The 24371-nt window shown below is 30.5% G+C and carries 19 protein-coding genes and 1 other annotated feature; of the genes, 3 read left to right on the top strand and 16 right to left on the bottom strand.

Annotated elements, in window-relative coordinates:
- Window positions 1-102 precede the first annotated feature (102 nt).
- From queA to AACQ14_RS09355, 16 genes are all read right to left on the bottom strand, one after another.
- On the bottom strand, window positions 103-1128 hold the full coding sequence (queA, locus tag AACQ14_RS09430) for a tRNA preQ1(34) S-adenosylmethionine ribosyltransferase-isomerase QueA (RefSeq protein ID WP_339363332.1): 1026 nt from the start codon (window positions 1126-1128) through the stop codon (window positions 103-105).
- Between the two features lie 81 nt (window positions 1129-1209).
- The gene (locus AACQ14_RS09425; protein WP_339363331.1) at window positions 1210-2802 is read right to left on the bottom strand and encodes a SpoIID/LytB domain-containing protein; all 1593 of its coding nucleotides are present in this window, start codon (window positions 2800-2802) and stop codon (window positions 1210-1212) included.
- Between the two features lie 539 nt (window positions 2803-3341).
- Window positions 3342-4064 carry an amino acid ABC transporter ATP-binding protein gene (locus AACQ14_RS09420; RefSeq protein WP_423247991.1) on the bottom strand — a complete coding sequence of 241 codons (723 nt, stop codon included), beginning with the start codon at window positions 4062-4064 and terminating at the stop codon, window positions 3342-3344.
- A complete protein-coding gene (locus AACQ14_RS09415; RefSeq protein ID WP_339363330.1) occupies window positions 4051-4758 on the bottom strand; it encodes an amino acid ABC transporter permease in 708 nt (235 codons plus the stop codon). The genes AACQ14_RS09420 and AACQ14_RS09415 overlap by 14 nt, the downstream gene beginning before the upstream one ends.
- 348 nt (window positions 4759-5106) lie before the next feature.
- Window positions 5107-5958, bottom strand: coding sequence for a basic amino acid ABC transporter substrate-binding protein (locus AACQ14_RS09410; protein ID WP_339363328.1), 852 nt, complete (start codon window positions 5956-5958; stop codon window positions 5107-5109).
- A gap of 481 nt (window positions 5959-6439) precedes the next feature.
- Window positions 6440-8833 (bottom strand): phenylalanine--tRNA ligase subunit beta, encoded by a 2394-nt coding sequence (pheT, locus tag AACQ14_RS09405; RefSeq protein WP_339363327.1) that lies wholly within the window; start codon window positions 8831-8833, stop codon window positions 6440-6442.
- A 122-nt stretch (window positions 8834-8955) separates the two neighbouring features.
- Complete coding sequence (pheS, locus tag AACQ14_RS09400; protein WP_339363326.1) at window positions 8956-9975, bottom strand: phenylalanine--tRNA ligase subunit alpha; 1020 nt, start codon at window positions 9973-9975, stop codon at window positions 8956-8958.
- A 72-nt stretch (window positions 9976-10047) separates the two neighbouring features.
- Window positions 10048-10305, bottom strand: a binding site (T-box leader).
- Window positions 10306-10589: 284 nt separating this feature from the next.
- Window positions 10590-11615, bottom strand: a complete 1026-nt coding sequence (locus AACQ14_RS09395; RefSeq protein ID WP_339363325.1) for a sensor histidine kinase — start codon at window positions 11613-11615, stop codon at window positions 10590-10592.
- Window positions 11612-12286: a response regulator transcription factor gene (locus AACQ14_RS09390; protein ID WP_113676138.1), complete on the bottom strand. Its 675-nt coding sequence runs from the start codon at window positions 12284-12286 to the stop codon at window positions 11612-11614. The genes AACQ14_RS09395 and AACQ14_RS09390 overlap by 4 nt, the downstream gene beginning before the upstream one ends.
- Window positions 12287-12461: 175 nt before the next feature.
- Window positions 12462-13583 carry a KamA family radical SAM protein gene (locus tag AACQ14_RS09385; protein ID WP_339363324.1) on the bottom strand — a complete coding sequence of 374 codons (1122 nt, stop codon included), beginning with the start codon at window positions 13581-13583 and terminating at the stop codon, window positions 12462-12464.
- A gap of 621 nt (window positions 13584-14204) precedes the next feature.
- Window positions 14205-15206, bottom strand: coding sequence for a GGGtGRT protein (locus AACQ14_RS09380; protein WP_339363323.1), 1002 nt, complete (start codon window positions 15204-15206; stop codon window positions 14205-14207).
- A 12-nt stretch (window positions 15207-15218) separates the two neighbouring features.
- Complete coding sequence (locus AACQ14_RS09375) at window positions 15219-15911, bottom strand: iron-sulfur cluster assembly scaffold protein (protein ID WP_113676141.1); 693 nt, start codon at window positions 15909-15911, stop codon at window positions 15219-15221.
- 367 nt (window positions 15912-16278) lie between these two features.
- The gene (locus AACQ14_RS09370) at window positions 16279-17289 is read right to left on the bottom strand and encodes a hypothetical protein (protein WP_339363322.1); all 1011 of its coding nucleotides are present in this window, start codon (window positions 17287-17289) and stop codon (window positions 16279-16281) included.
- Between the two features lie 250 nt (window positions 17290-17539).
- Window positions 17540-19090, bottom strand: coding sequence for an ABC-F family ATP-binding cassette domain-containing protein (locus tag AACQ14_RS09365; protein WP_339363321.1), 1551 nt, complete (start codon window positions 19088-19090; stop codon window positions 17540-17542).
- Window positions 19091-19323: 233 nt separating this feature from the next.
- Complete coding sequence (locus AACQ14_RS09360; protein ID WP_339363320.1) at window positions 19324-21252, bottom strand: ABC transporter permease; 1929 nt, start codon at window positions 21250-21252, stop codon at window positions 19324-19326.
- Window positions 21239-22003 carry an ABC transporter ATP-binding protein gene (locus AACQ14_RS09355; protein ID WP_339363319.1) on the bottom strand — a complete coding sequence of 255 codons (765 nt, stop codon included), beginning with the start codon at window positions 22001-22003 and terminating at the stop codon, window positions 21239-21241. Before AACQ14_RS09355 ends, AACQ14_RS09360 begins: the two co-directional genes overlap by 14 nt.
- Before the next feature lie 228 nt (window positions 22004-22231).
- Here AACQ14_RS09355 and AACQ14_RS09350 point away from each other — a divergent pair, with 228 nt between their 5' ends.
- From AACQ14_RS09350 to AACQ14_RS09340, 3 genes are read left to right on the top strand one after another with little or no spacing between them, the layout of a single operon-like run.
- Window positions 22232-22591 carry a GntR family transcriptional regulator gene (locus AACQ14_RS09350; RefSeq protein ID WP_339363318.1) on the top strand — a complete coding sequence of 120 codons (360 nt, stop codon included), beginning with the start codon at window positions 22232-22234 and terminating at the stop codon, window positions 22589-22591.
- A 2-nt stretch (window positions 22592-22593) separates the two neighbouring features.
- On the top strand, window positions 22594-23286 hold the full coding sequence (locus tag AACQ14_RS09345; RefSeq protein ID WP_339363317.1) for an ABC transporter ATP-binding protein: 693 nt from the start codon (window positions 22594-22596) through the stop codon (window positions 23284-23286).
- Window positions 23283-24368 carry a hypothetical protein gene (locus AACQ14_RS09340; protein WP_339363316.1) on the top strand — a complete coding sequence of 362 codons (1086 nt, stop codon included), beginning with the start codon at window positions 23283-23285 and terminating at the stop codon, window positions 24366-24368. Before AACQ14_RS09345 ends, AACQ14_RS09340 begins: the two co-directional genes overlap by 4 nt.
- Window positions 24369-24371: the final 3 nt, after the last annotated feature.

Here is a 24371-nt window from a genome sequence, read left to right as displayed (position 1 = left end):
AAAAACAGACTTACTGCAAACATCAGTAACCCTGTCTTGTTGTTGCTTTGCATGCTTTTATCTATTATATTTCTGAACAAAAGTTATTACTTACTATTTTTGTTATTTAATAAGCATCGCATCTCCAAAACTAAAGAATCTATATCTTTCATCTACAGCAATTTTATATGCATTTAATACATTTTCTCTTCCTGCTAGAGCTGAAACTAACATAATTAATGTTGATTCTGGCAAATGGAAGTTAGTTATTAAAGCATCTACCACTTTGAATTTATAGCCTGGATAAATGAAAATGTCTGTCCATCCTTTTGATGCCTTAACATAACCGTTATCGTCAGCAACAGATTCCAAAGTACGACTACTGGTTGTCCCAACTGCGATGACTCTTCCACCATTCTTCTTGGTTTCATTGATTTTATCTGCTTCTTCCTCTTCAATCCAATAATATTCAGAATGCATTGTATGCTCTAATATATCATCAACTTTTACTGGTCTAAAAGTTCCAAGTCCTACATGGAGTGTTACATAAGCAATCTTTATTCCTTTATCTTCGACTGCCTTCAATAGATCAGGAGTAAAATGTAATCCTGCCGTTGGCGCTGCCGCAGATCCTCTATGTTTTGCATAAACAGTTTGATATCTTTCTTTATCTTCCAATTGATGTGTTATATAAGGTGGTAGAGGCATTTGTCCAAGTTCATCTAATACTTGTTCAAATATACCTTCATATTCAAACCTAACTATTCTATTTCCACCCTCAACAACTTCTAAGACTTCTGCCTTCAATAGACCATTACCAAATTCTATTCTATCTCCATGTTTTGCTTTCCTACCTGGTTTTACCATTACTTCCCAATTATCATTTTCTAGTCTTTTTAATAATAAGAACTCAACTTTCCCATGAGTTTTCTCTCTACTTCCAATAAGTCTTGCTGGAATTACCCTTGTATTATTCAATACTAAGCAATCACCTTTATCTAAATAATCTATAATATCCTTAAATATTTTATGCTTAGTTTCTCCTGTTTCTTTATTAAGAACTAACATCCTTGAACTTGACCTGTCCTTCAAAGGATCCTGTGCAATTAATTCCTCTGGTAAATTAAAATCAAAATCTTTACGTTTCATTAATGTCTCCTATTCCTTTTAAATATATTTATCTAACATTATCAATGATAATAAAATCCTTTCCTATTATACTACTAATTATTACTTAATATCTACACCTTTATAATAGTATTTTAGAATTTCATCATATGTAAAACCTTCTAATGCCATACCTTTAGCTCCTGATTGGCTCATTCCAACTCCATGCCCATAGCCTTGTCCCACAAATATATATGTATCTTTTTTACCTGATATGGTTGGAATATTATCAATATTATGTCCACTAACGATAATCAATTGTTCATCATTGACAGATAACTTTCTGCTGCTATTAGAACCAGTAGCAACATACACGTTGTTAATATTTTTAACTTTTACAAATGAACCTGCTGCCATAACATTAAACATTTTTTTATTGGAATAGTCTTCTTTTACCAGCGTAAATTTTCTACTGTATAACCCTAACCATATTCTAATAGTTTCTTTATTAATTATATGTTCACCCTGTGTTCCTACTATCTTAAGGTCAATAACCCGCTTACTGTCTGTATAACCCATAGGAATAACATCTGTAATATCTCCTATATCAATATTATAATTCGCCAATCTTTGCTTTATTTCTTCAGAAGTAAGTTCTACTATCCATGGCTTCTTAGCTGGCTGCATTTCATAGATATCAGGTACCCCTTTCATGAATGGCACTGTACCATTCCATACATTTTCACTATTTTCAGTATGTCCACCACTTGTCGAAAAGAAAGTTGCCTGAATAACATCACCTTGATAATAAATCAACTTATTTGCTGTCTCATTAACAGCTATTATAGTATTTGGGTGTTCTACCGAACATCCTTTATATGCTTGAGAATTGGTTTTATCACACACTACATATGGCTTATTAGGATATTTGCTGTCTTTCTGCATATAATAAACAGCATAATTCCTTGCTGCAAGAGCTTGAGCTTTTAAAGCTTCTATAGGCCAGGATGGTGACATTTCCGATGCTAACACACTATATAGATAATAATTCATAGGAACTATATTAATTGCTGTAATACCAGATTCATCATATCTCCCGAATTCTAATCTACCTCTGTATTGTCTATCTCCCAAATCAATATAATTAGTATCCTCATCATTACTCATAGATGAAAACTGAGGATATTGATATGTATTTTCCATAACAAGACATTCACCTGCTGATAACTCCATGATTGTCCTGCAACCATTATCAGCTACTTTTTCATAAGTTAATCCATCTTTTCCATTCAACTTGGATAATAAAATCCTAGCTTCATCACTATTTTGTGCCTCAATATATATCTTCCATATACCTTTTGAAGCATTCCCAGCATAAGCTTTATAACCCTGACCCTTCAAAGACTTAACACTCTCATTAGCCTTATCATATGTATCAAAACTATTTATGGATATTAAGTAGTCAGAAGTAGCAGCTCTGAATACGAAACCATCATTTGACATGAATACCTGTTCAGATATATATTCATCCTGCACAACATACCCCATATTCAAAACTTTATTATTAACTGTAATAAACTCTTTCTCCTCATATAATTGTCTTAATCCAACTCTCAATTCTTGTATACTATTATCCTCTGCATATATATTACTAGAACTACATAGCAGCGTTATTGTTATAATTATGATATTACACCACACAAATACTTTTTTCATATAATCCCCCTTAATTAGATTGATACCCATCATTTTAATGAATTAATAAACTCAATATATTTCACCAATAGCCTGTAATAATACTGCCACTATAGAAGAATAAGTTTTTTGTAATTATAATTGAAGATAACGTAAAGGCAAAATAGTATATGTATATGTGGAGTAGTGAGGCAGGACGCCGAACCCAGCTTTTAATCTGACAGCCCTACTGGACTGTCAGAAATAATAATGGACTCGATGTCCATTCTTATTTATTGATCTCAGGACGAGCAAGTAGCTGGCGCAACATATACATATACTATTTTGCAAAGCCACGTCAGAACAAAAAACTTTTTCTGACCTACTTGCAAAACACTCAAAATCAAATACAACATAATTTACTTCTAATTAAAAAGCACCCTATTATATTATAAGGTGCCAACAAACAAAAATCTACATAAATTTGCTTATATAGTAAAAAATATCCATTATCTATTATATTTCTCTTATTACATATCAATCATATAAAACACAATCATAATAAATAACTTAATACCATCCTATAGAACTTTACTAAAAAATTCTTTAGTCCTTTCATTCTTAGGCTTATCAAAAATTTCTCTTGGATTACCTTCTTCTGCTATAATCCCTTCGTCCATAAAAAACAATCTTGTACCCACTTCTCTAGCAAATCCCATTTCATGAGTAACTACAACCATAGTCATGCCTTCAGAAGCCAATTGCTTCATAACATCCAATACTTCTCCTACCATCTCAGGATCAAGAGCTGATGTAGGTTCATCAAACAGCATAACATCAGGTTCCATTGCCAATGCCCTAACAATAGCAATCCTTTGCTTTTGACCTCCAGATAATTGTTTTGGATAAGCATCCGCTTTATCTTCTAATCCTACACGAGCCAATAAAGCCATAGCTTTTTTCTCTGCATCCCCTTTAGGTATCTTTTTAACTTTTATAGGTGAAAGAGTTATATTATCAAGAACAGTCATATGAGGGAAAAGATTGAACTGCTGAAAAACCATTCCCATCTTCTGTCTCTGAACATTAATATTATTTCTTTTACTTGTAATATCAACATCCTCAAATATGATACTACCTTCAGTAGGAACTTCCAGTAGATTAAGACATCTTAAGAAAGTACTTTTACCTGAACCACTAGGTCCAATAACTACTACCACTTCACCTTTCTTAATATGGGTGTTAATACCTTTCAATACATGTAATTCACCAAATTTTTTATGTAAATCATTAACGTATATCACCAGCTCTTAACCTCCTTTCGATTTTTCTCATAATAAATGTAAATATTGATGTTAATATTAGATAAATGACTGCTGAAGTAATTAATGGTTCAACAGGCGAGTAAGTTTGACTTATAATAGTATTAGTAGCTTTTAAAATATCATTACCTGCAATATATCCTATAACAGATGTCTCTTTTAAAAGCACAATAAACTCATTTACTAATGTTGGTAAAATATTTCTTATTGCCTGGGGAATAATTATATGTCTCATAGCCATCCCATATGGCATACCTAATGAACGAGCCGCTTCCATCTGTCCTCTATCCAGCCCTTGTATACCAGCTCTAATAATCTCTGCAACATAAGCTCCACTATTAATACCAAAGGCTATTGCCCCAATAACCAGCTTCGGTAAATCACTAGCTGAAAAAACAACTAGGTAAATAAATAAAATTTGTATAAGTACAGGAGTTCCTCTAATTAGATCTGTATATATAGAAGCAAGAGCTCTAACAATCTTATGTTTTGATAGCTTACACATAGCAATACATATACCAATTGCTATACCTATAAGTGCAGCTAAAAGAGTAACCTCCAATGAAAATTTAATACCATTTAACCAATACAAATATCTTGGATAACTTCCTGCTCCCTTTTCAGGTCCGAAAACTATTTTAAAAAAGTGTTCAAAGTAGTTAGTTATCTCTGACATATAAATTAATGAAAAATTCACCTGATCACCTACATTCTTATTTTTTCTTAAGAAATTGCAAAATCAAACTATCCATACCAATGTATATTCATAAAATTCTTTGCATATTTAGTTATAATTTTGCAATCCCTTAACTTATTCTTATCTAATCAAGAAAAACATCCTATCATTTTCAACCCATATACAAGGAGTTAGGAAAGTAGATGGGAAGTCCACTTTCCTATTTGGGTAAGTAGTAATAACTACTAAACTCATACTCTCAAATATATTTGAAAGTAAGGTTGAAAGGATATAATTGTTATAATAAAGAAAGGCTAGCTCTCTTTATCTAACTTGCATAATAATTTTTTACTCTTCTTCACCGAAATATTTTTCATATAAGGCGTCATATTCGCCATTTTTCTGTATTTCTTTAATTACTTCATTTATTGTTTTCAATAATTCTTCGTTTTCTTTATTTACAGCAATTGCATAATTCTCTTTAGTTAATTCTTCATCAAGAATCATGATCTTATCATTTTGCTCAACAAATTTTTCAGCAGGTTTTTGGTCAATTACTACTGCATCTAATTTACCATTAACCAGACTCATAACAGCTGAATATCCTGCATCATAAGATTCAACAGTCGCACCCTCGATTTCTTTAGATTCTATTTCACCAGTTGTACCTAATTGAACACCTATCTTTTTACCAACTAGATCTTCTTTTGATTTAACTGTGTCACTGTCCTTCTTAACGATAATTACTTGTGAAGCTGTAAAATAATCTTCTGAGAAATTAACCTCTTCAGCTCTTTCTGGTGTATTTGTCATACCTGCAGCAACAAAATCAACTTTTCCTGTTTGCAATGCTGCTGTTAATGAAGCAAATTGCATATTCTCAACTTTAAGTTCTAATCCTAATTTTTCAGCAATCTTCTTGGATATGTCTACATCAAAACCAACTACTTCGTTTGCTTCAATATATTCAAATGCAGGGAACTCTGCATTCGTACCCATAACTATAACTTTTTTGTCATCTTCTTTACTTGCGTCTTTATCCTCTGTATTTCCCTCTTCTTTATCACCTTTGTCAGCATCAACATTATTATATGTATCATCTGATGTAGTTTTTGTATCTTTCTTACCACATCCTGCAAATAATGTCATTGATAATGCTAATATTAATAATAAACTAATGCTTATAATTTTCTTTTTCATTTTATGTCCACCCTTTCACTTTAATTTATTTAATATTCAATATATACACGCAATAATGTATATTTATTAAAAACTTAGCATAATTATACATGATTCTACGTAATATTACAAGAGTAAAATTAAATATATATACAAATAAATTTATAAGTATTCTAGGCATATTGTACAAATAGGTAGATTGAGTAAACGAACAGTCGTAGAGAGAGTATAGGGGAATATTTCGTCAGCCCGTTAAACGTCCATGTTTCTACAAATAATAATGGACATCGAGTCAATTATTATTTCTGACAGTCCAGTAGGGCTGTCAGATAAAAGGGCTGAGTTCGCCGTCCTGGCTCACTGCTTCATATTCCCCTATACTCTCTCTACTCGGTCCGTATTTACACTTTAGTTGATGCTATCTAAGTAAAAGTTAAAATAACATAGAAAAAGCTGCCTCTCACATCTAAAATGTAATGAGACAACTTTATATTTAATAAATTTACTGTCTTAGCTTGACATCTAGTGTATTTTCAAGACCGTTAAGTATCTTACTCATTGTCTTGCTTATTTCTTTTTCTTTTAACGTATGGTCATTAGCTCTGAAAGTAAGAGCGAATGCTAGGGATTTATATCCTTCTTCTATTTGGGAACCTGTATATACGTCAAATAACTTGATGTCTTTTAATATTTTGCCGCCACGTTGTCTTATTATAGCTTCTATCTGCCCTACTAAAACTTCATTCTTAGCTAATAGACCTAAGTCTCTATTTACAGCTGGATATTTAGCTAATGGTTCATATGCACGTTCTAGATTAGATTTTTTAACTAATACTGGCATATCAATGACAGCTAAATATGCTCTTGTATCAATATTATAATTGTCAGCAACCTCTGGATGTACTTCTCCAATGATTCCTAATTCTTTATTATTGATTGTTATTTTGGCCTGTCTTCCTGGATGAAGGTAATTAATGGATACATTAGGATCGTATTCATAACCTTCGTAGATTCCTAATCTATTAAGTAATGTTTCTACCACACCTTTAACATTGTAGAAATCAATATCTCCGTACATTCCAATAGTTAACTGCATTCTTTCGTCCGGAAGTTCTTTTATTTCTTCATCTTTTGGAAGATAAATATAAGATAACTCATATAAGCTTGCACTTTCATTTCTTCTATTATAGTTAGTAGATAATGCAGTAAGCATTCCATTTACAGTTGTTGTACGCATAATACTGAAATCTTCTCCAAGAGGATTGGATATAGTTACAGTTTTTCTTAATGAATCATCCTTGTCAAGTCTAATCTTATCGAACACTTTTGGACTTTCAAATGAATAAGTCATAGCTTCACTTAAACCACAGTTCTCCATTACAACTCTAGTTATATCTTCTATTTTTTGCTTATAACTTTTCTTACCAACTGTTGGAGTTCCTGTTGCTAGTGTTACAGGAATATTATCATATCCATAGAAACGTGCAACTTCTTCAGCCAAATCAGCCTCTCTTTCAACATCTGGTCTGAATGTAGGTACTATAACAACACCTTTATTTTTATCTACCTTTAACTCAACTTTTTCAAAGATCTTAATCATTTCATCTTCAGATAAATCAGTTCCCAATAACTTATTAATACCTTCTGCTGTAAAAGCTACTTCTTTTTCTACTCTTTTAGTTGGATACACATCAACCATTCCAGAAACTACTTCCCCAGCACCTAACATATTAATTAACTGACAAGCTCTGTTAATAGCTTCATCAATGTTATTAGGGTCTAAGTATTTTTCATACTTAGCAGATGAATCAGAACGAAGTCCTATCTTTTTAGAAGTAAAACGTACATTAGTTCCTTCAAAGTTAGCAGCTTCAAAAAGTAATGTATTAGTTTCTTCTGTTACTTTAGTATCTTCTCCGCCCATGATACCAGCTATTGACACTGGTTTGTTTTCATCAGCTATTACAAGCATGGAAGAATCTAATTCTCTTTCTTCACCATCTAATGTCATTATCTTTTCATTGTCTTTAGCTCTTCTTGCAATAACTTTCTTTCCTTCTAGTTTATCTAAATCGTATGCATGCATAGGCTGACCAAATTCCAGCATAACAAAATTAGTTATATCAACGATATTGTTTATTGGTCTAACACCACATGATAATAATCTCTTTTTTAACCACCATGGTGATGGCTCTATCTTAAGATTCTTAACTACTCTACCTGCAAATCTAGCACATAGATCTTCATCTTCTATTTCTATTTTAATATAATCATTGGCATTACCTTCAACTTCATCAACTTTAATTTCAGGATATTTGAAATCTTTACCGAAAGTTGCTGCTGCTTCACGAGCAATACCTACAATGCTGAAACAGTCAGGACGGTTAGATGTAATTTCATACTCTACTACAATATCATCCAATCCAAATATACTCTTAACATCCATGCCTAATTCATATTCTTTATCAAATATATAGATACCATGCTCTGGTGCTTCAGGGAAATCTTCTCTCATTAAACCAAGTTCCTCAACAGAACACATCATACCATTAGATGGGATTCCTCTTAATTTCCCTTTCTTAATCTTAATATCATCTGGTAATGTAGAACCAACAAGAGCTATTGGCACATAATCTCCTTCACTGATATTATTTGCTCCAGTAACAATCTGTATAGGCTCTTCTTCACCTACATTAACCTGTGTTACAACTAATTTATCAGCATCTGGATGCTTTTCAATCTTTAATATTTTCCCAACTACTACCTTACTAATTTCTTTTCCTAATTCTTCATAACCTTCTACCTTAGAGCCTGACATTGTCATACTATCTATAAAAGTTTTAATATCACAGTCTATATTAACGTAGTCTTTCAACCACTGCATAGGTACATTCATGTTTTTACACCTTCCTTATAAATATTCAATGGAATTACTTTCCTATTACATTAATTCTTACTTAATTTCTATACATTTTAGTTCTTCATATTCTTACATTCCTTGTCCTACTGTAAAACCAATTAGAATTGAGATAAGAATCTTACATCATTTTCATAAAATAGACGGATATCATTAATGCCATATCTCATCATAGCAATTCTCTCTATACCCATTCCAAAAGCAAAACCACTGTATTCTTTTGGATCAATTCCAGACATTTCTAATACTCTTGGATGTACCATACCACAGCCTAAAATTTCAATCCAGCCTTCACCTTTACATATTCTGCATCCTTTTCCACCACATGCAAAGCAGGAAACATCCATTTCTGCACTAGGCTCAGTAAATTGAAAATGATGAGGTCTAAATCTTACCTTTACACCATCCCCATAAAGTTCTGATGCAAATACAGCTAAAGCACCTTTCAAATCAGCCATAGTAATGTTTTTATCAATTACTAAACCTTCTATTTGATTAAATACAGGTGAGTGAGTAGCATCCACTTCGTCAGAACGATAAACTCTACCAGGAGCAATAATTTTAATAGGTGGCTTTTGTTTCTCCATTGTTCGCACTTGAACAGGAGATGTTTGACTTCTAAGTACGATATCTTTGGTTATATAAAAAGTATCTTGTTCATCTTTTGCCGGATGATTATCTGGGATATTTAACGCTTCAAAATTATAGTAATCATTTTCAATTTCAGGACCTTCAGCAATTTGATAGCCCATTCCTATAAAAATATCTTTGATATCATCAAGAACAATATTCATTGGATGTCTGCGACCCATAACAACCTTCTTAGCTGGCATGGTAACATCAATAACTTCTTCTTTTAACTGTTTCTCTCTTTGCTTCTTAGCTAAACTACCCTTAGCATCCTCTAATTTTTCCTCTATTAGATTCCTAACCTCATTAGCCAACTGTCCAATAACTGGTCTTTCTTCCTTAGTCAAATCTTTCATACCTCTTAAAACACTTGTTAACTCTCCTTTTTTACCTAAAAAGTTAACTCTAATGTCATTAAGGACTTTCAAGTCTGCTGCTTCATTAATACTTTTTAAAGCTTCTTCTTTTATAGCCTGTAACTTTTCTTTCATGCTATATACTCCTTTCAAACTTTTTATTAAAATAGGTAAAACTATAATACGCAATAAAAAAACTCCATCCCTACAAGGGACCGAGCAAACTTCGGTGGTACCACCCTAATTTCAATAGGCAAACTACACTAAGCCTAATTAGACACTCAACTAACGTAACGCGCTCAACGTTATCTCCTACTTATATCCTATCAAAGATCATCCATGTTCAGAAATACAGCTCAAGTGGGAAATTCACCAGATATCAGAACTTAAAAGTGCTTTCAGCCAACGACACTTTCTCTCTAAAAGTAAAATACCTACCTACTTATACACTATCATTGCCTTTATTTAATATTCATATTAATAATTTACTTCCTATTTTATCATATTCCTAATATGTGTCAAGGGCTTTCTACAAAAAAACAGGATACACCACTATAAAAAAATACATGGATGTCTCCGTCAAAGTAGACCTATTCGAAAAGAAAATCAGCTCTTAATATATTTTTCATCTTTCACTCTGACTAACCAAAGGTGTATATAGGTGGTTTANNTAAACCACCTATATACACCTTGCCCCAGCCAAATCATTTCACCAAAATTTTACTAACTAATTTTCTAAAAGTAATCCCTTACCTCAAAAAATATTCCCCCACCTTACTAACATGAATCCTAACCAAAGTATAAACATTAGACTTAGACTCAATAGTAATCTTATGTCCCAACTTCCCAGCTAATTTTCTAGCCAAATACAACCCCATTCCTGTAGACTTCTCAAAATACCTACCATTAAATCCAGTAAAACCTCTCTCAAAAACTCTCCTAAGATCTTCAATCTTAATACCTACTCCATTATCCCTAATAAGCAATCTATATTCCCTATCATCTTCATAAGTACTAATATCAATCCTACCATCGCTTTTATCCGTATACTTCAACGCATTAGAAAGTAATTGCTCTAATATGAATCCAAACCATTTTTTATCTGTAAAAATACTGATATCCTCATCAATATCCACTGTCAAAGCAATCTTCTTACCAATAAATGTCTTAGCAAATTTCTTGATGGACTGTTTTACCAGCTTATTCAGATTATATTCCCTAATCAGATAATCCTTAGAAAAACTCATACTTCTAGAATAATACAAAGTCTGTTCAACATATCTCTCAATCTTATCTATCTCATTCTCAATACTGACCAAGGTATCTTTTGTATTCTCTTCATTACTCTCAATAAGTAATCTACTAGCAGCAATAGGTATTTTAACCGCATGAACCCAAGAAGTTATAAAATCATAATACTCATCATTATCCTTATCCAACATTTCCTTAGAAGTATTAACATTCCTAAAAAACTCATTGAACAACTTAAAATAAATTATCTTAATATAATGCATATTACCACTTATCTCAAACTCTTCAAAATGATGATGATTGATTTTATACTCTATATCTTTATATAGAATATTATATTTTCTATATTCTCTAGCCAAGTAAACTCCAATTATGAATAATGATAAAATGTCCATATATATAATATTATTAATATTTACAGCGTTGCTTTCATCCAAGATCAATATTAGATTAATAACAAATAGATTTACCACATAAAATAATATAAGACTAATTCTGTCTCTCAAATATTTTAATATATTCATTCTATAATATACCCCTGTCCTTTTTTCGTAGCAATAAAATTATCCAAACCTTTGTTATCCAATTTTTTTCTCAATCTATTAATGTTGACAGTTAAAGTATTATCATCTACAAAACTTTCATGCTCCCATAGATTTCTCATAATCTTGTCTCTTGAAACAATACTGTCCTTATTACTCATTAACACATATAATATCCTGTATTCATTTTTCGTCAAATCAATTTTCTCATCATTATACACTAATGTTCCATCATCAATATTAAGTATTGCTCCTTTATGTTCAATAAGATTAGTTGCCTTATTGGTATAAGAATATGTTCTTCTAATAAGGGCACTTATCTTAGCAAGAAGAATCTCCATAGAAAAAGGTTTCGTCACATAATCATCTGCACCCATATTGATAGCCATCAATACATCCATATTAGAATCCTTTGATGATATAAAAATAATAGGTACTTTTGATTCTTGTCTTATCTTTGAACACCAATAATAACCGTCATATAACGGTAATACAATATCTAATAGAACCAGGTCAGGCTTAAAACTAACATATTCTGAGAAAACATCCGAGAATTCTTTTGCAACCGCTGTCTCGTATCCCCATTTCTTAAGATTATCAGATATGATATTTGCAATTGTTGTATCATCTTCAACTATAAAAACTTTAAACATAATTACATGTCCCTTCTTTCAATATGGAAAACGGCTAAACGTATTAGTATCTTTTCTATTCACAAGAAAAGATAATCCAATATAACAGATTATCTTTTTTAAATATATCATTACTATAGGTTTATTTCAATACATAAGGGACAAATTAATATTATTCTAATCTAATAGATTCTATTTACCCTATTTTCTTTAGATTTTCTTCATCTAGACATATATCATCATTCAACCAGCCCTGCTTCTCTCCTACTTTAACACCGAACACTGTTCCCATTCTTGAATCTATTGGAGATTGATGATATTTAAAGAGTATCTGTTTATTGAATTCTCCTAATATTTCTATCTTACCAGTTTTATGTGACATAATGAATTTAAACCTCTTTGAATGGCCACTTAATTTCTTTTTAGCATCTTCAACAATCTTGATTCCTTTTGCAAGAGGAACTTGGAAGCTATGTTTTACACCTTTGACAGGTCTACACTGGAATAGATAATATGGGTTAACACCGTATTTTACTAAATCATTCATTAATTTAGCTAATACCGTAGGGTTATCATTAACCCCTTTTAATAAGACTGTTTGATTATTAATTATGATACCAGCTTTCTTCAATCTATTAATTCCTCCAACTGCTGTATCTGTCAATTCTCTTGGATGATTAAATTGAGTAACTACATATATTTGTTTTATTTTTGAATAATGCTCTAGTGCATTTATAAGTTCCTCATCTTGAATAATTCTATGAGGTAATACTACTGGAATACGTGTACCAAATCTGATAAAGTCAATGTGCTCAACTTTTGAAAGTGTTTCCATAAAAACTTTTAATATATTGGTTGGCAAGAAAAAGGCATCTCCGCCAGTAATTAAAATATTGTTTATTTCTTTGTGCTGTTTAATGTATGATACTGCATGTTCAAAATTACTTAAAACCTCTTGATTACTAAGTCCAACCAGCCTTTTTCTGAAACAATGTCTACAATACATAGCACATGAATTTGTAGCTAACAATAATGCTGTTGTCCTATACTTATGTTGCAATCCTTGCATTTTGGTATTTTCAGATTCTCCACTAGTGTCAAATACTCCTTCTTCGCTTTTTTCGCCAAATGAAGGTATCTGCATTTTCTTTATTGGATCATTAGAATCATCTCTATCAATCAAAGATAAATAATACTTTGTAGTACAAAAAGGGTGTTTTCTTGTGATATCTTCAAATAGCATCTGTTCTTCTCTAGTCATAGGAATATATTCTTTTAATTCCTCTCCAGTTGTAATTAAACTTTTTTTCCAATCCATTCACTTTCCTCCTTAAAAAAAATAATATTAGATATATGGTATAAGCCTATTAATAAAGGCAAATAAACATAAAGTTAAATTATTGTTAAATTAAAGATATAGAATTAAAACTAATAATCTTTTAGAATATTCAGATATATAGTCATTGATTTTATAAAAACTTATTTATGGGTTCAAAAAATAAATCTATAAACCAAAGTTTACCAATTATGTTAAAAATCGGGTCAAGTTTTTTGAATTTAATTAATGATATTAATATCAATTAATTAACGTTAATTATTATAAAAATAATTCAATACGAAAATAAGAAATAAACTTATTCTATTCAGATAGATATGAATTAGATATATTAACTATGTATAATAGAAAAAAGTGATTTAAACTAAGAAATCATTTTCATTATACTATCTATATGGGTAGATATGTGACCTACTCATATATATAGTATAACATAAAACAAATGAAAATCAAAATTTTTTTTGCGACAAAATAATCTATATAAAAATAAAATCTATAACCTTGTTATTAAAGATACTAATTTTTATTGCATTACTTAAACTTCTCTAATATAAAAAATCCCTGACATCTTAGTCAGGGATTAATAAATATTTATTTACAATACTATTTATTCATAGCTTCTTGTATTGCAACGGCAACTGCAACTGTAGCACCAACCATAGGGTTATTACCCATACCAATAAGACCCATCATTTCTACATGGGCTGGTACAGATGAAGAACCAGCAAATTGAGCGTCAGAGTGCATTCTACCCATAGTATCTGTCATACCATAAGAAGCTGGACCAGCAGCCATATTATCTGGGTGAAGAGTTCTACCTGTTCCACCACCAGATGCTACTGAGAAGTATTTTTTACCTGTTTGTACACATTCTTTTTTGTAAGTACCAGCAACTGGATGTTGGAAACGAGTTGGGTTAGTTGAGTTACCAGTGATAGAAACGTCTACGCCTTCTTTGTGCATGATTGCAACACCTTCACGTACATCGTCAGCACCGTAACATCTAACTTTTCCTCTTTCTCCTTTAGAATATGCTTTTTCACTAACTACTTTTAAATCACTAGTAGTATAGTCAAACTCAGTCTTAACATATGTAAATCCATTGATTCTGGAAATAATATGAGCTGCATCTTTACCAAGTCCGTTAAGGATTACTTGTAAAGGTTGTTTTCTAACTTTGTTTGCAGAACGTGCAATACCGATAGCACCTTCAGCAGCTGCGAAAGATTCGTGGCCTGCTAAGAAAGCAAAACATTTTGTTTCTTCTCTAAGAAGCATAGCTCCTAAACCACCATGACCGATACCAACTTTTCTTTGGTCAGCAACAGAACCTGGAATACAGAAAGCTTGTAAGCCTTCACCAAGAACTTCTGCTGCATCTGCTGCAACTTTTATTCCTCTTTTTATAGCAATTGCTGCACCTAGAATGTAAGCCCAACATGCGTTTTCAAAACAAATAGGTTGAATAGATTTAGTAATTTCATATACGTCAATACCTTTTTCATCACATATTTGTTTAGCTTCTTCAATAGAACTAATGCCATTTTCTTTTAAAGTCTTTTCTATGCCTTTAATTCTTCTATCGTATCCTTCAAATAATGCCATATTACTAACCTCCTATTCGTGTCTTGGATCGACTGTTTTAACAGCGTCTGCAAATCTACCATATGTACCTGTTGCATTTTTCATTGCTTCTACTGCGTCCATACCAGTTTTAATCATATCCATCATTTTACCGAAGTGAATGAATTCATAACCAATTATTTCATCATCTTCATCCAAACCTATTTTAGTAACATAGCCTTCAGCCATTTCAAGGTAACGAGGACCTTTATCAAGAGTACCATACATAGTACCTACTTGTGAACGAAGACCTTTTCCTAAATCTTCAAGACCTGCACCAACTGGAAGTCCATCTTCTGAAAAAGCAGTTTGAGTTCTTCCATAAACTATTTGTAAAAATAGTTCTCTCATTGCAGTATTGATAGCATCACATACTAAATCTGTATTTAATGCTTCTAAAATAGTTTTTCCTGGTAAAATTTCTGAAGCCATTGCAGCTGAATGAGTCATTCCTGAACATCCAAGTGTTTCTACTAAAGCCTCTTGAATAATACCATCTTTTACGTTTAATGTAAGCTTACATGCTCCTTGTTGAGGTGCACACCAACCAACACCGTGAGTAAGACCAGAAATGTCTTTTACTTCTTTTGCTTGTACCCATTTTCCTTCTTGAGGGATAGGTGCTGGACCATGATTAGGACCTTTTGCAACACAACACATGTTTTTCACTTCATGAGTGTACATCATATTCTCTTTTTCCTCCCTTAATGAATGAACGATAATGATAATACTTATCAAATCGTATTATTATGTTATATAGAATGTCCAACTCATACTGTCATACTCTTCAAATAGAAATAGAGATTTTACTAACGAAGACAACTAACAATAGGAGTCAATAACTATATTTTGTTAAAAATGACGAATGAAGCCATTTTTTAGAATTTCCCCACCTATTATATCGAATTTCTAAACTTTTTACAATTAGTTTCAGCATATTTTTGTAAATATCATTCTTTTTCCTTATTCACTAAAGTCAATTTTCTTTATAGTCACCTTTTATTTGTTGTCAGTTTTATATTGTTAAAAATATTTTTCAAAAGCATAACTTATATTACTTACTCTTTGTTTGCAGTTGATTTAAAATATCTTCAACAATGTTTTTTTCTTTTGGATAGATGTCTTTCAAGATACTGATTATTTTTTTTAGACTATTGTTGTTTTTAGTTATTTTATATTTTAATTGTAAATTTCTTGCTATTATAATTTTTCTTTTGATTTCATCATAGGCTTTAAGATAATAATTAATGTCATTTATATAACCCTTTTCTGCAAGAAGTTGAAGACGTAAAAGCATACATTTTTTATGTTCATACATAAAATGCAAAGATATTAAATCCAATTCTACTTCTTTATTTAACAAAAGCTCAAAATAATGAATTACTTGATTATATGTATCTAATCCGAAAACATGATCTGAAAAATTTTGTGTATCATCATAAGGTTTTAATTTATTTGATGAATTATTCGAATTCAGGTAATCATTTAATTGAGAAACAATACTGACTATATCAAGTTCACAATTGTAATTAGGATTTAATTTAAATGCAATTAACGATGTACTATCTAATTTCAAGAATGATTTCTCAAAACATTTAAAGGGAACATATGTATGATTGTAAATTACATTCTCATCATAGCCTAAGATATCAAAATTTTTATTACTAATATCATAACCAAATATAAAGATATCATGTTTCATATGCACTTTTTTATAAGCTCTTCTTTTTGGTATATAATATTCGTCTACTAGTGATACTATATAATATCCTCTATTTATATATTTAATTATTAAATCAGTTGGATTCATATTAAATGATTTAATAGAAGATTTTGATATGACTTCATAATCAAACCATGGATTATTCGTATACCTATTATATGGTTCATAGAAATGTACTTTTACTTCTTGAGGATTACAGAACAGTTGAATATAATGATTACATAGCCAAGGTAAATAATTTTTATTAGTACTTATAACTGATAATGGGTATGCAAAAAATTGATATCCTCTTATGGGAGGTGTCTCTATAGGTAATTTTTTCTTAAAGTTCATCCTCATCATTATTAAATTCTCCTTTCAGATAATGAGTTTTACTTTATAAAAACACAACATACTTGTAATATTCAGTATCATTTCCTTAGTTAAGTATTGTCGTAATTTATAATATTATATTGTGATAATACTTTATACATCTAAGTTCAAATTAGGAATTCTATTTATTTACCATGATATTTATTATTATCTGTATTGTACTACACTCAGAACATTTGCAACTTGATGTAGCAGTTTAAGTTGTTTTTCACCATTTTTATTATATAATCTTAGTTGTCCAGTCTTCCAAGTTCCAAACCTCATTTATAACATCCCTATAAAACTCTGGTTCATGGGATACCATTATCAAAGTACCCTTGAACTCTATAATAGCTTTCTTCAATTCATTTTTGGCTATAACATCCAAGTGATTAGTAGGCTCATCTAAAACAAGTACATTAATATCACGTAACATCAATTTACAAAGTCTTACTTTGGCCGCCTCTCCTCCACTTAATACTTTCATTTGACTGGTTATATGCTCATTGGTAAGTCCGCATCTTGCAAGTGCCTGTCTAACTTCATAATTAGTAAGTACTGGATATTCTTCCCATATTTCATCAATAGCAGTATTTACATTATCCGGATTAGACTCTTGTTCAAAATAACCAATTTCAAGATAGTCACCCAATATGACTTTGCCTGAATAAGGTTTAATTATCCCCAATAAGGTTTTTAGTAAGGTTGATTTTCCAAGTCCATTGACACCTTTTATTGCAACTCGTTGACCTCTTTCCAATATCATATTCAGAGGACTTGTCAATGGCTCATTATAACCTAATACCATATCCTTAGTTTCAAAAATAGTCTTACCAGATGCTCTCCCATACATAAAATTGAATTTTGGCATAGGTTTTTCTCTAATCTTTTCAACTTTTTCCATTTTATCTAACTTTTTCTGTCTGCTATTAGCCATACCTCTTGTAGCTACTCTAGCTTTATTTCTTGCAATAAAATCTTCTAATTTATCAATTTCTTTTTGTTGCTTTTCAAATGCTTGCTCCACTTGTCGTTTCTTAATCTCATACATCCTTATGAAATCATCATAATTCCCTGTATACCTTGTGAATTCACCATTCTCTATATGATAAATTACCGATGCTACACTGTTTACAAAAGGAATATCATGTGAGATAAGAATAAAACTGTTTTCATACTCCTCAAGATATCTTTTTAACCATTCAATATGATTTTCATCAAGAAAGTTAGTTGGTTCGTCCAGCAATAAGATAGTCGGTCTTTGTAATAGTAACTTTACTAATAATACTTTCGTACGTTGACCACCACTTAGCTCGCTAACATCTTTATCCAGACCAATATCCCCCAATCCCAGACCATTAGCTACTTCTTCAATCTTTGAGTCAATTACATAAAATCCACTATGATCAAGTATTGTTTGTATATCCGCAGCCTCTTCTAATTTAGCAGTCATTTCTTCTTCAGTGAAATTAGCCATTTCATCATAAATCTGTATCATTTTTTCTTCTAACTGGAAATCTTCCTTAAAAGCATCTTTTAAAACTTCTCTAATACTACTTCCTTCTTGTAATTCTGCATGTTGGTCTAAGTAACCTACTTTTGCTTTGGGTGACCATTTAATGACACCTTCATCTGGCATAAGTTTGTTGGTTATTATCTTGAGAAATGTACTTTTACCTTCTCCATTTGGTCCAACTAGAGCCACATGTTCACCTTTTTTCAATCTAAAAGAAACATCACTTAGTATAATTCTTCCACCAAAATCATGGTTGACTTTTTCTACACTTAACATCTATAAAAACACCTCATTCAATTTCATATGTCATCTCAATTATCCTAATATGCTGAATACACTTTATATGTACTCTTGCAATATTTTATAGAATATCATGATATAGATACAAAATCAATTAAAAACTAACTCAAATAAATTTGTACAGTATTGAAACCATAATTAACATTATTGCTAACCATGGTTTCTTAACTAAAGTTATATCTATAGATTATTTAATTTTACTTATATAATTATTTTTTTAATATAATCTTTTTATAATAATTAACTGTAAGATAATAATATATGAAGTAAATCACTGTGTAACCTACCATAGTAATTATTACAGGTGTTAAAATATGCGCGTTCAATACTTTATTAAAAGCACTTAATGCAAATCCTGAATGGAAAAGTCCAACTATTAGAGGTAACAAGAACATCATTAATATTTGTTTCTTTATTGACCTTGTTATATCTTTTTTACTAACACCTATCTTCTTAAGAATAGTATATCTATCTTTTTCATCATTAGCTTCTGTAATTAATTTAAAATATATTATACTTCCTGTAGATATCAAGAATACAATACCAATAAAGAATGCTGCAAATAGTAGAACTACATATGTTTCATTAGCATCTCTAAAATGATAATAATATGTTTCAAATTTTGTTTCTTCTGGAATTACCTTTTCAATTTCATCTGCTAATTCCTTGCTTTGAAGAGGTTTAGTTACATTTATACCATAGAAGCTGTTGGTTTCTGCTCCACCACCAATATATTCATTATAGACTTTATCACTTACAACTAAATATTCTGGGTCATAACCGTTTCTAACCATAGCTTGTTTATAAACTTCTTTTATGGTTAATACTTTTTTAGGTATCTTATCAGTGAATACATCCATTGTATAATCTTTCAACTTATTCATGTCATAGAGCATAAGACTTGAATAATTAATTACACACTCATCATCTTTTAATTCTACACCTTTATCCATACCTCTTATTTCCATCATCTTATTGAAAGCAGAATTAGAGATGATATAATAAGTATTTACTGCACCTAAATTCCATTCACTAAGCTGTGTCTCAAAATCATAATTGATCTTCACACTAACTTTAGCTCTATCTATTTTAATACTCCCTATCAAATCATTAGTTTTATTACTATTAACTATATCCAGTACTTTATTATTCAGCTCTTCATCAACATAATTATAAGTAAAAGAATATGGATAATTCTCTGCTTCATTAGATTTAAAATCATAATAAACACTATCTACCATACCTAGTGATGCAATTGTTGATGCACTTAGAACTGCAATGGTAGCAAAAGTAACTGTATGACTCTTAATCCTGTAGGCTATATTAGATATTGCTAATATATTATTTCCCTTATAAAATGTTTTCTTTCTCTTCTTAAGAACTCTAACCATAAAAACAAGAAAATAAGAGAATAAACCATATGTACCTGCAATAACACTACCAAGTACAAGAAAAACATTAATTACAAACATACTACTAACCATATGTTGTGATAACGAATAACCATAAATTACTAAACCTAGTGAAATTAGTGCAAAAATTGGTCTAGTCTTAAATGCTTTTTCTCTTTTCCTAGCTGATGTAAACAATTCAATAAGTTTGACTTTGTATATTATTCTATAGCTATGAAAAGATGCAAATAAAAATATTATAAAGAAAAATATAACAGTATCCCTGGCTGCCTCTATTGAAAAAGAGAAACTAACATAAATAAATTCGTTCATCATTCTCAGAAGCAGCATAACAAATAGTTTCGAAAACAAAGTACCCACTGCAATACCAATCACTAAGGATATAACTGCTATAATCATGTTTTCTCCAAACAGCATCCTGCCTATTTTTTTCTTCTTCAAACCTAACAAAGAATATAGGGCAATTTCTTTTTTTCGCTTTTTGACAAAAAATGAATTTGAATACCATATGAATATCAATGAAAATATTAATACTACATAACTAGTAGCAGAAAACACTGTCGTAACCTTATCTGATGCATTGATAGCCGATATTATCTGTGTATTATATTTAATTGAACAAAACAGGTAAAATATCAAAACACTAAATACGGTGGACATAATATATATATAATAGTTCTTAAAACTTTTTTTCATGTTGTTGAACATAATACTATAGTACGTCATTAAGGTCTCCCCCCATCATTGCAAGTACATCAATAACCTTATTATAAAATTCTTTTCTGTCGCCATTACTGATAAGTTCAGAAAAGATATTACCATCTTTTATAAATAAGATTCTGTCACAATAACTTGCAGCAAACGCATCATGAGTTACCATAAGAATTGTACTGTTATACTCCTTATTCAACCTTTTCATACATGTAAGTAGTTCAGCTGACGACTTGGAATCCAATGCTCCTGTTGGCTCATCCGCTAAAACCAGCCTAGGATTATTGATTATAGCTCTTGCAGCAGCAGTTCTTTGCTTTTGTCCTCCTGATATCTCATATGGATATTTTTTTAGTATGTCATTGATGCCAAGTATCTTAGTAACATCTTGTAGTCTTTTTTTGATTTCTTTTACATTCATTCTAGAAATAGCTAGTGGAAGTACTATGTTTTCTTCAACACTTAGTGTATCCAGCAGGTTAAAGTCCTGGAAAATAAAACCAAGTTCATTTCTTCTAAAATCAGATAGTTCATTTTCTTTCAAAGAACCTATATCCTTGCCTTCATAGCTGATTGTACCACTAGTCGTTCTATCAATTGTTGATATAACATTAAGAAGTGTACTTTTACCTGAACCTGATGGACCCATGATTCCAACAAATTCACCTTGATTAATATCAAAATTAATATCCACAAGTGCAGTTGTCTTATTTAATTTGGAACCATAGACTTTTGTCACATTACTGACTTTAATTATTTGTTTCATAATATATATCCTCCATATTTCTTTATTACAAAAGAAATTTTATTTAATAGATTGTTTATTGATAATTACAAACCTATTATAAGCAAAATAAACTGTATTAACAATAAATTCATCTTACAAATAGTATAATAAACTTACATTTTTGTAAGATTAGAGATAATCTTACTTGACAATGGGTCGGAACTGTATTATAGTATTAATACAGTATGCAATAGGAGGCAAGCATTTATGGAATTTGATAATAATATCCCTGTGTATGTCCAGATATTATCTTATCTAAAAGAATTAATAATAAAAAAAGAATTGAAAGAAGGTGAAAAAATGCCTTCTGTACGTGAATTAGCAAAAAATCTAAAAGTAAACCCTAACACTGTTCAAAGAGCTTATAGAGAGTTGGAAAGCGAAGAATTAATTATATCTAAGAGGGGTATGGGTTCTTACGTAACTGATAATGAAGATATGATTAATAATCTAAGGAATGACATAGCAAAAGAAACTGTTATCGCTTTTTCTAATCGTATGAAAAATATGGGATTCTGTAAAAAACAAATCTTAGAGATTATTGATTCTTATGTGGAAGGAGATTAAGTATGTTAGATATTAAGAAACTATCAATAAGCTATGGCAAGCATAAGGCTTTGGATAATATAACTTTTCATATTGATAAAGGTGAAGTTGTTGGATTACTGGGTCTTAGCGGAAGTGGTAAAACAACTTTCATGAATACTGTAGCTGGTCTTATACCCTATAACCATGGAGAAGTATTGATAAATGGACAAAGCCCCAATGAAAAAACTAAAGGTTATGTATCACTGCTTACAGAAAACAATGCTATACCAAAGTGGATGAGTGTAGAAGATATTAGAAGCTTTTATATAGATATGTATAATGACTTCAACGAAAATAAATTTGATAGCATATTACAAGAAATTAATATTGATATACCCTATTCAAAAAAAATAAAGAATTTATCTAAAGGTATGACTCAACTGTTACGTTTATCTCTTTCAATAGCTAGAGAGGCAAAACTTTATCTACTAGATGAACCCCTTGGAGGTATGGATACTATCATAAGAAACAAAGTGATTGATATGCTTATTAATAATATAAATGATAATTCCACAATGTTAATCGCTACTCACATAATTCCAGAAGTTGAAAAACTCTTGGATAAAGTTATATTTATAAAACAAGGTCAGTTAATAGGATTCTATGATTGTGAAGAATTACGAATAGATAAAAGACAATCTATAGAGAAAACTTTTATTGAGGTGATGAAATGAAAAATTTATTAAAGTATGAACTTAAAAGAGATAGAGTTTTTATACGAACTTTATTATTAATCATTATAAGTTTAATTGTTATCCTTTCCATTTTCAAACTAACTCCTAATGATAATGAAAATAGTCTATTATTGAGTTTTAGTTCACTTGTAATAGCATTTATAATACTAATGAAAAGAGCATCAAATTTAGCAAAAGATACAATTTTTGAGACAAAAGAACATATGCTTTTGATACCTAATAGTCTATTACAGATAATACTGGCTAATTGCATAATAGTGTATGTAGATTGTATTTTATTTGGAATCATTCTATCACTTATACTTGATTTCAGTTCAAGTGGTTTAAATCCCAATTTTATGTTTCTACTTATTGCTAATATAATCTTCACTCTATACATACTAATAACATTAATATACATTTTTTGCGGCAAACACATAAAAAGCCCCTTTATTACTGGATTAATAAGTATCGGAAGTATGATAGGCATCATTATATTTGTAAGATTATATGGTAGGCTGTTCTTTTGTATAGGTATTATGAATATACCAATTTATTTAGTAGGAGTATATTTCTTTACTATGTTAAGTATTTTATCTCTATTATTAATTATGGCATTATGCAAAATACTAGGATACAAATCTTATAATAGAAATAAAAGCAGAAATATACTTATAGTATTAATATTTAGCTTTTTCCTTATTAATTGTACCTTTCAATATTATGCTTATGCCAATCGAAATATTGACAATCTTGATATACCTTTTGTTAATGACAATATTGCTATCGGCGAATGGAAAAGTGTTGATTATACGAAAGACATTCTGTCCTATGAACCAACATATGAACAAATCAATCTGCCTTTTGAAGGACTAAAATTAGAACCAGAGGGTAAAATTGACAATGAACCTTCAATTAATTGGACCAAAGGTTATATACTAGATCATTCACATCAAACAGCATCTAAGTATATCATAAGAACAATAGATAATGAACAATATCTGTTTATGGAATGGAAATCAGGAGATTATATATATAGACATCAAAAGCCTAATTATTATGTACTGAAGAAAGTTGATTAAAGA

The sequence above is a fragment of the Vallitalea maricola genome (assembly GCF_036985595.1).
GTDB lineage: Bacteria > Bacillota > Clostridia > Lachnospirales > Vallitaleaceae > Vallitalea > Vallitalea maricola.
This window is presented reverse-complemented; position numbering and strand designations above follow the sequence as displayed.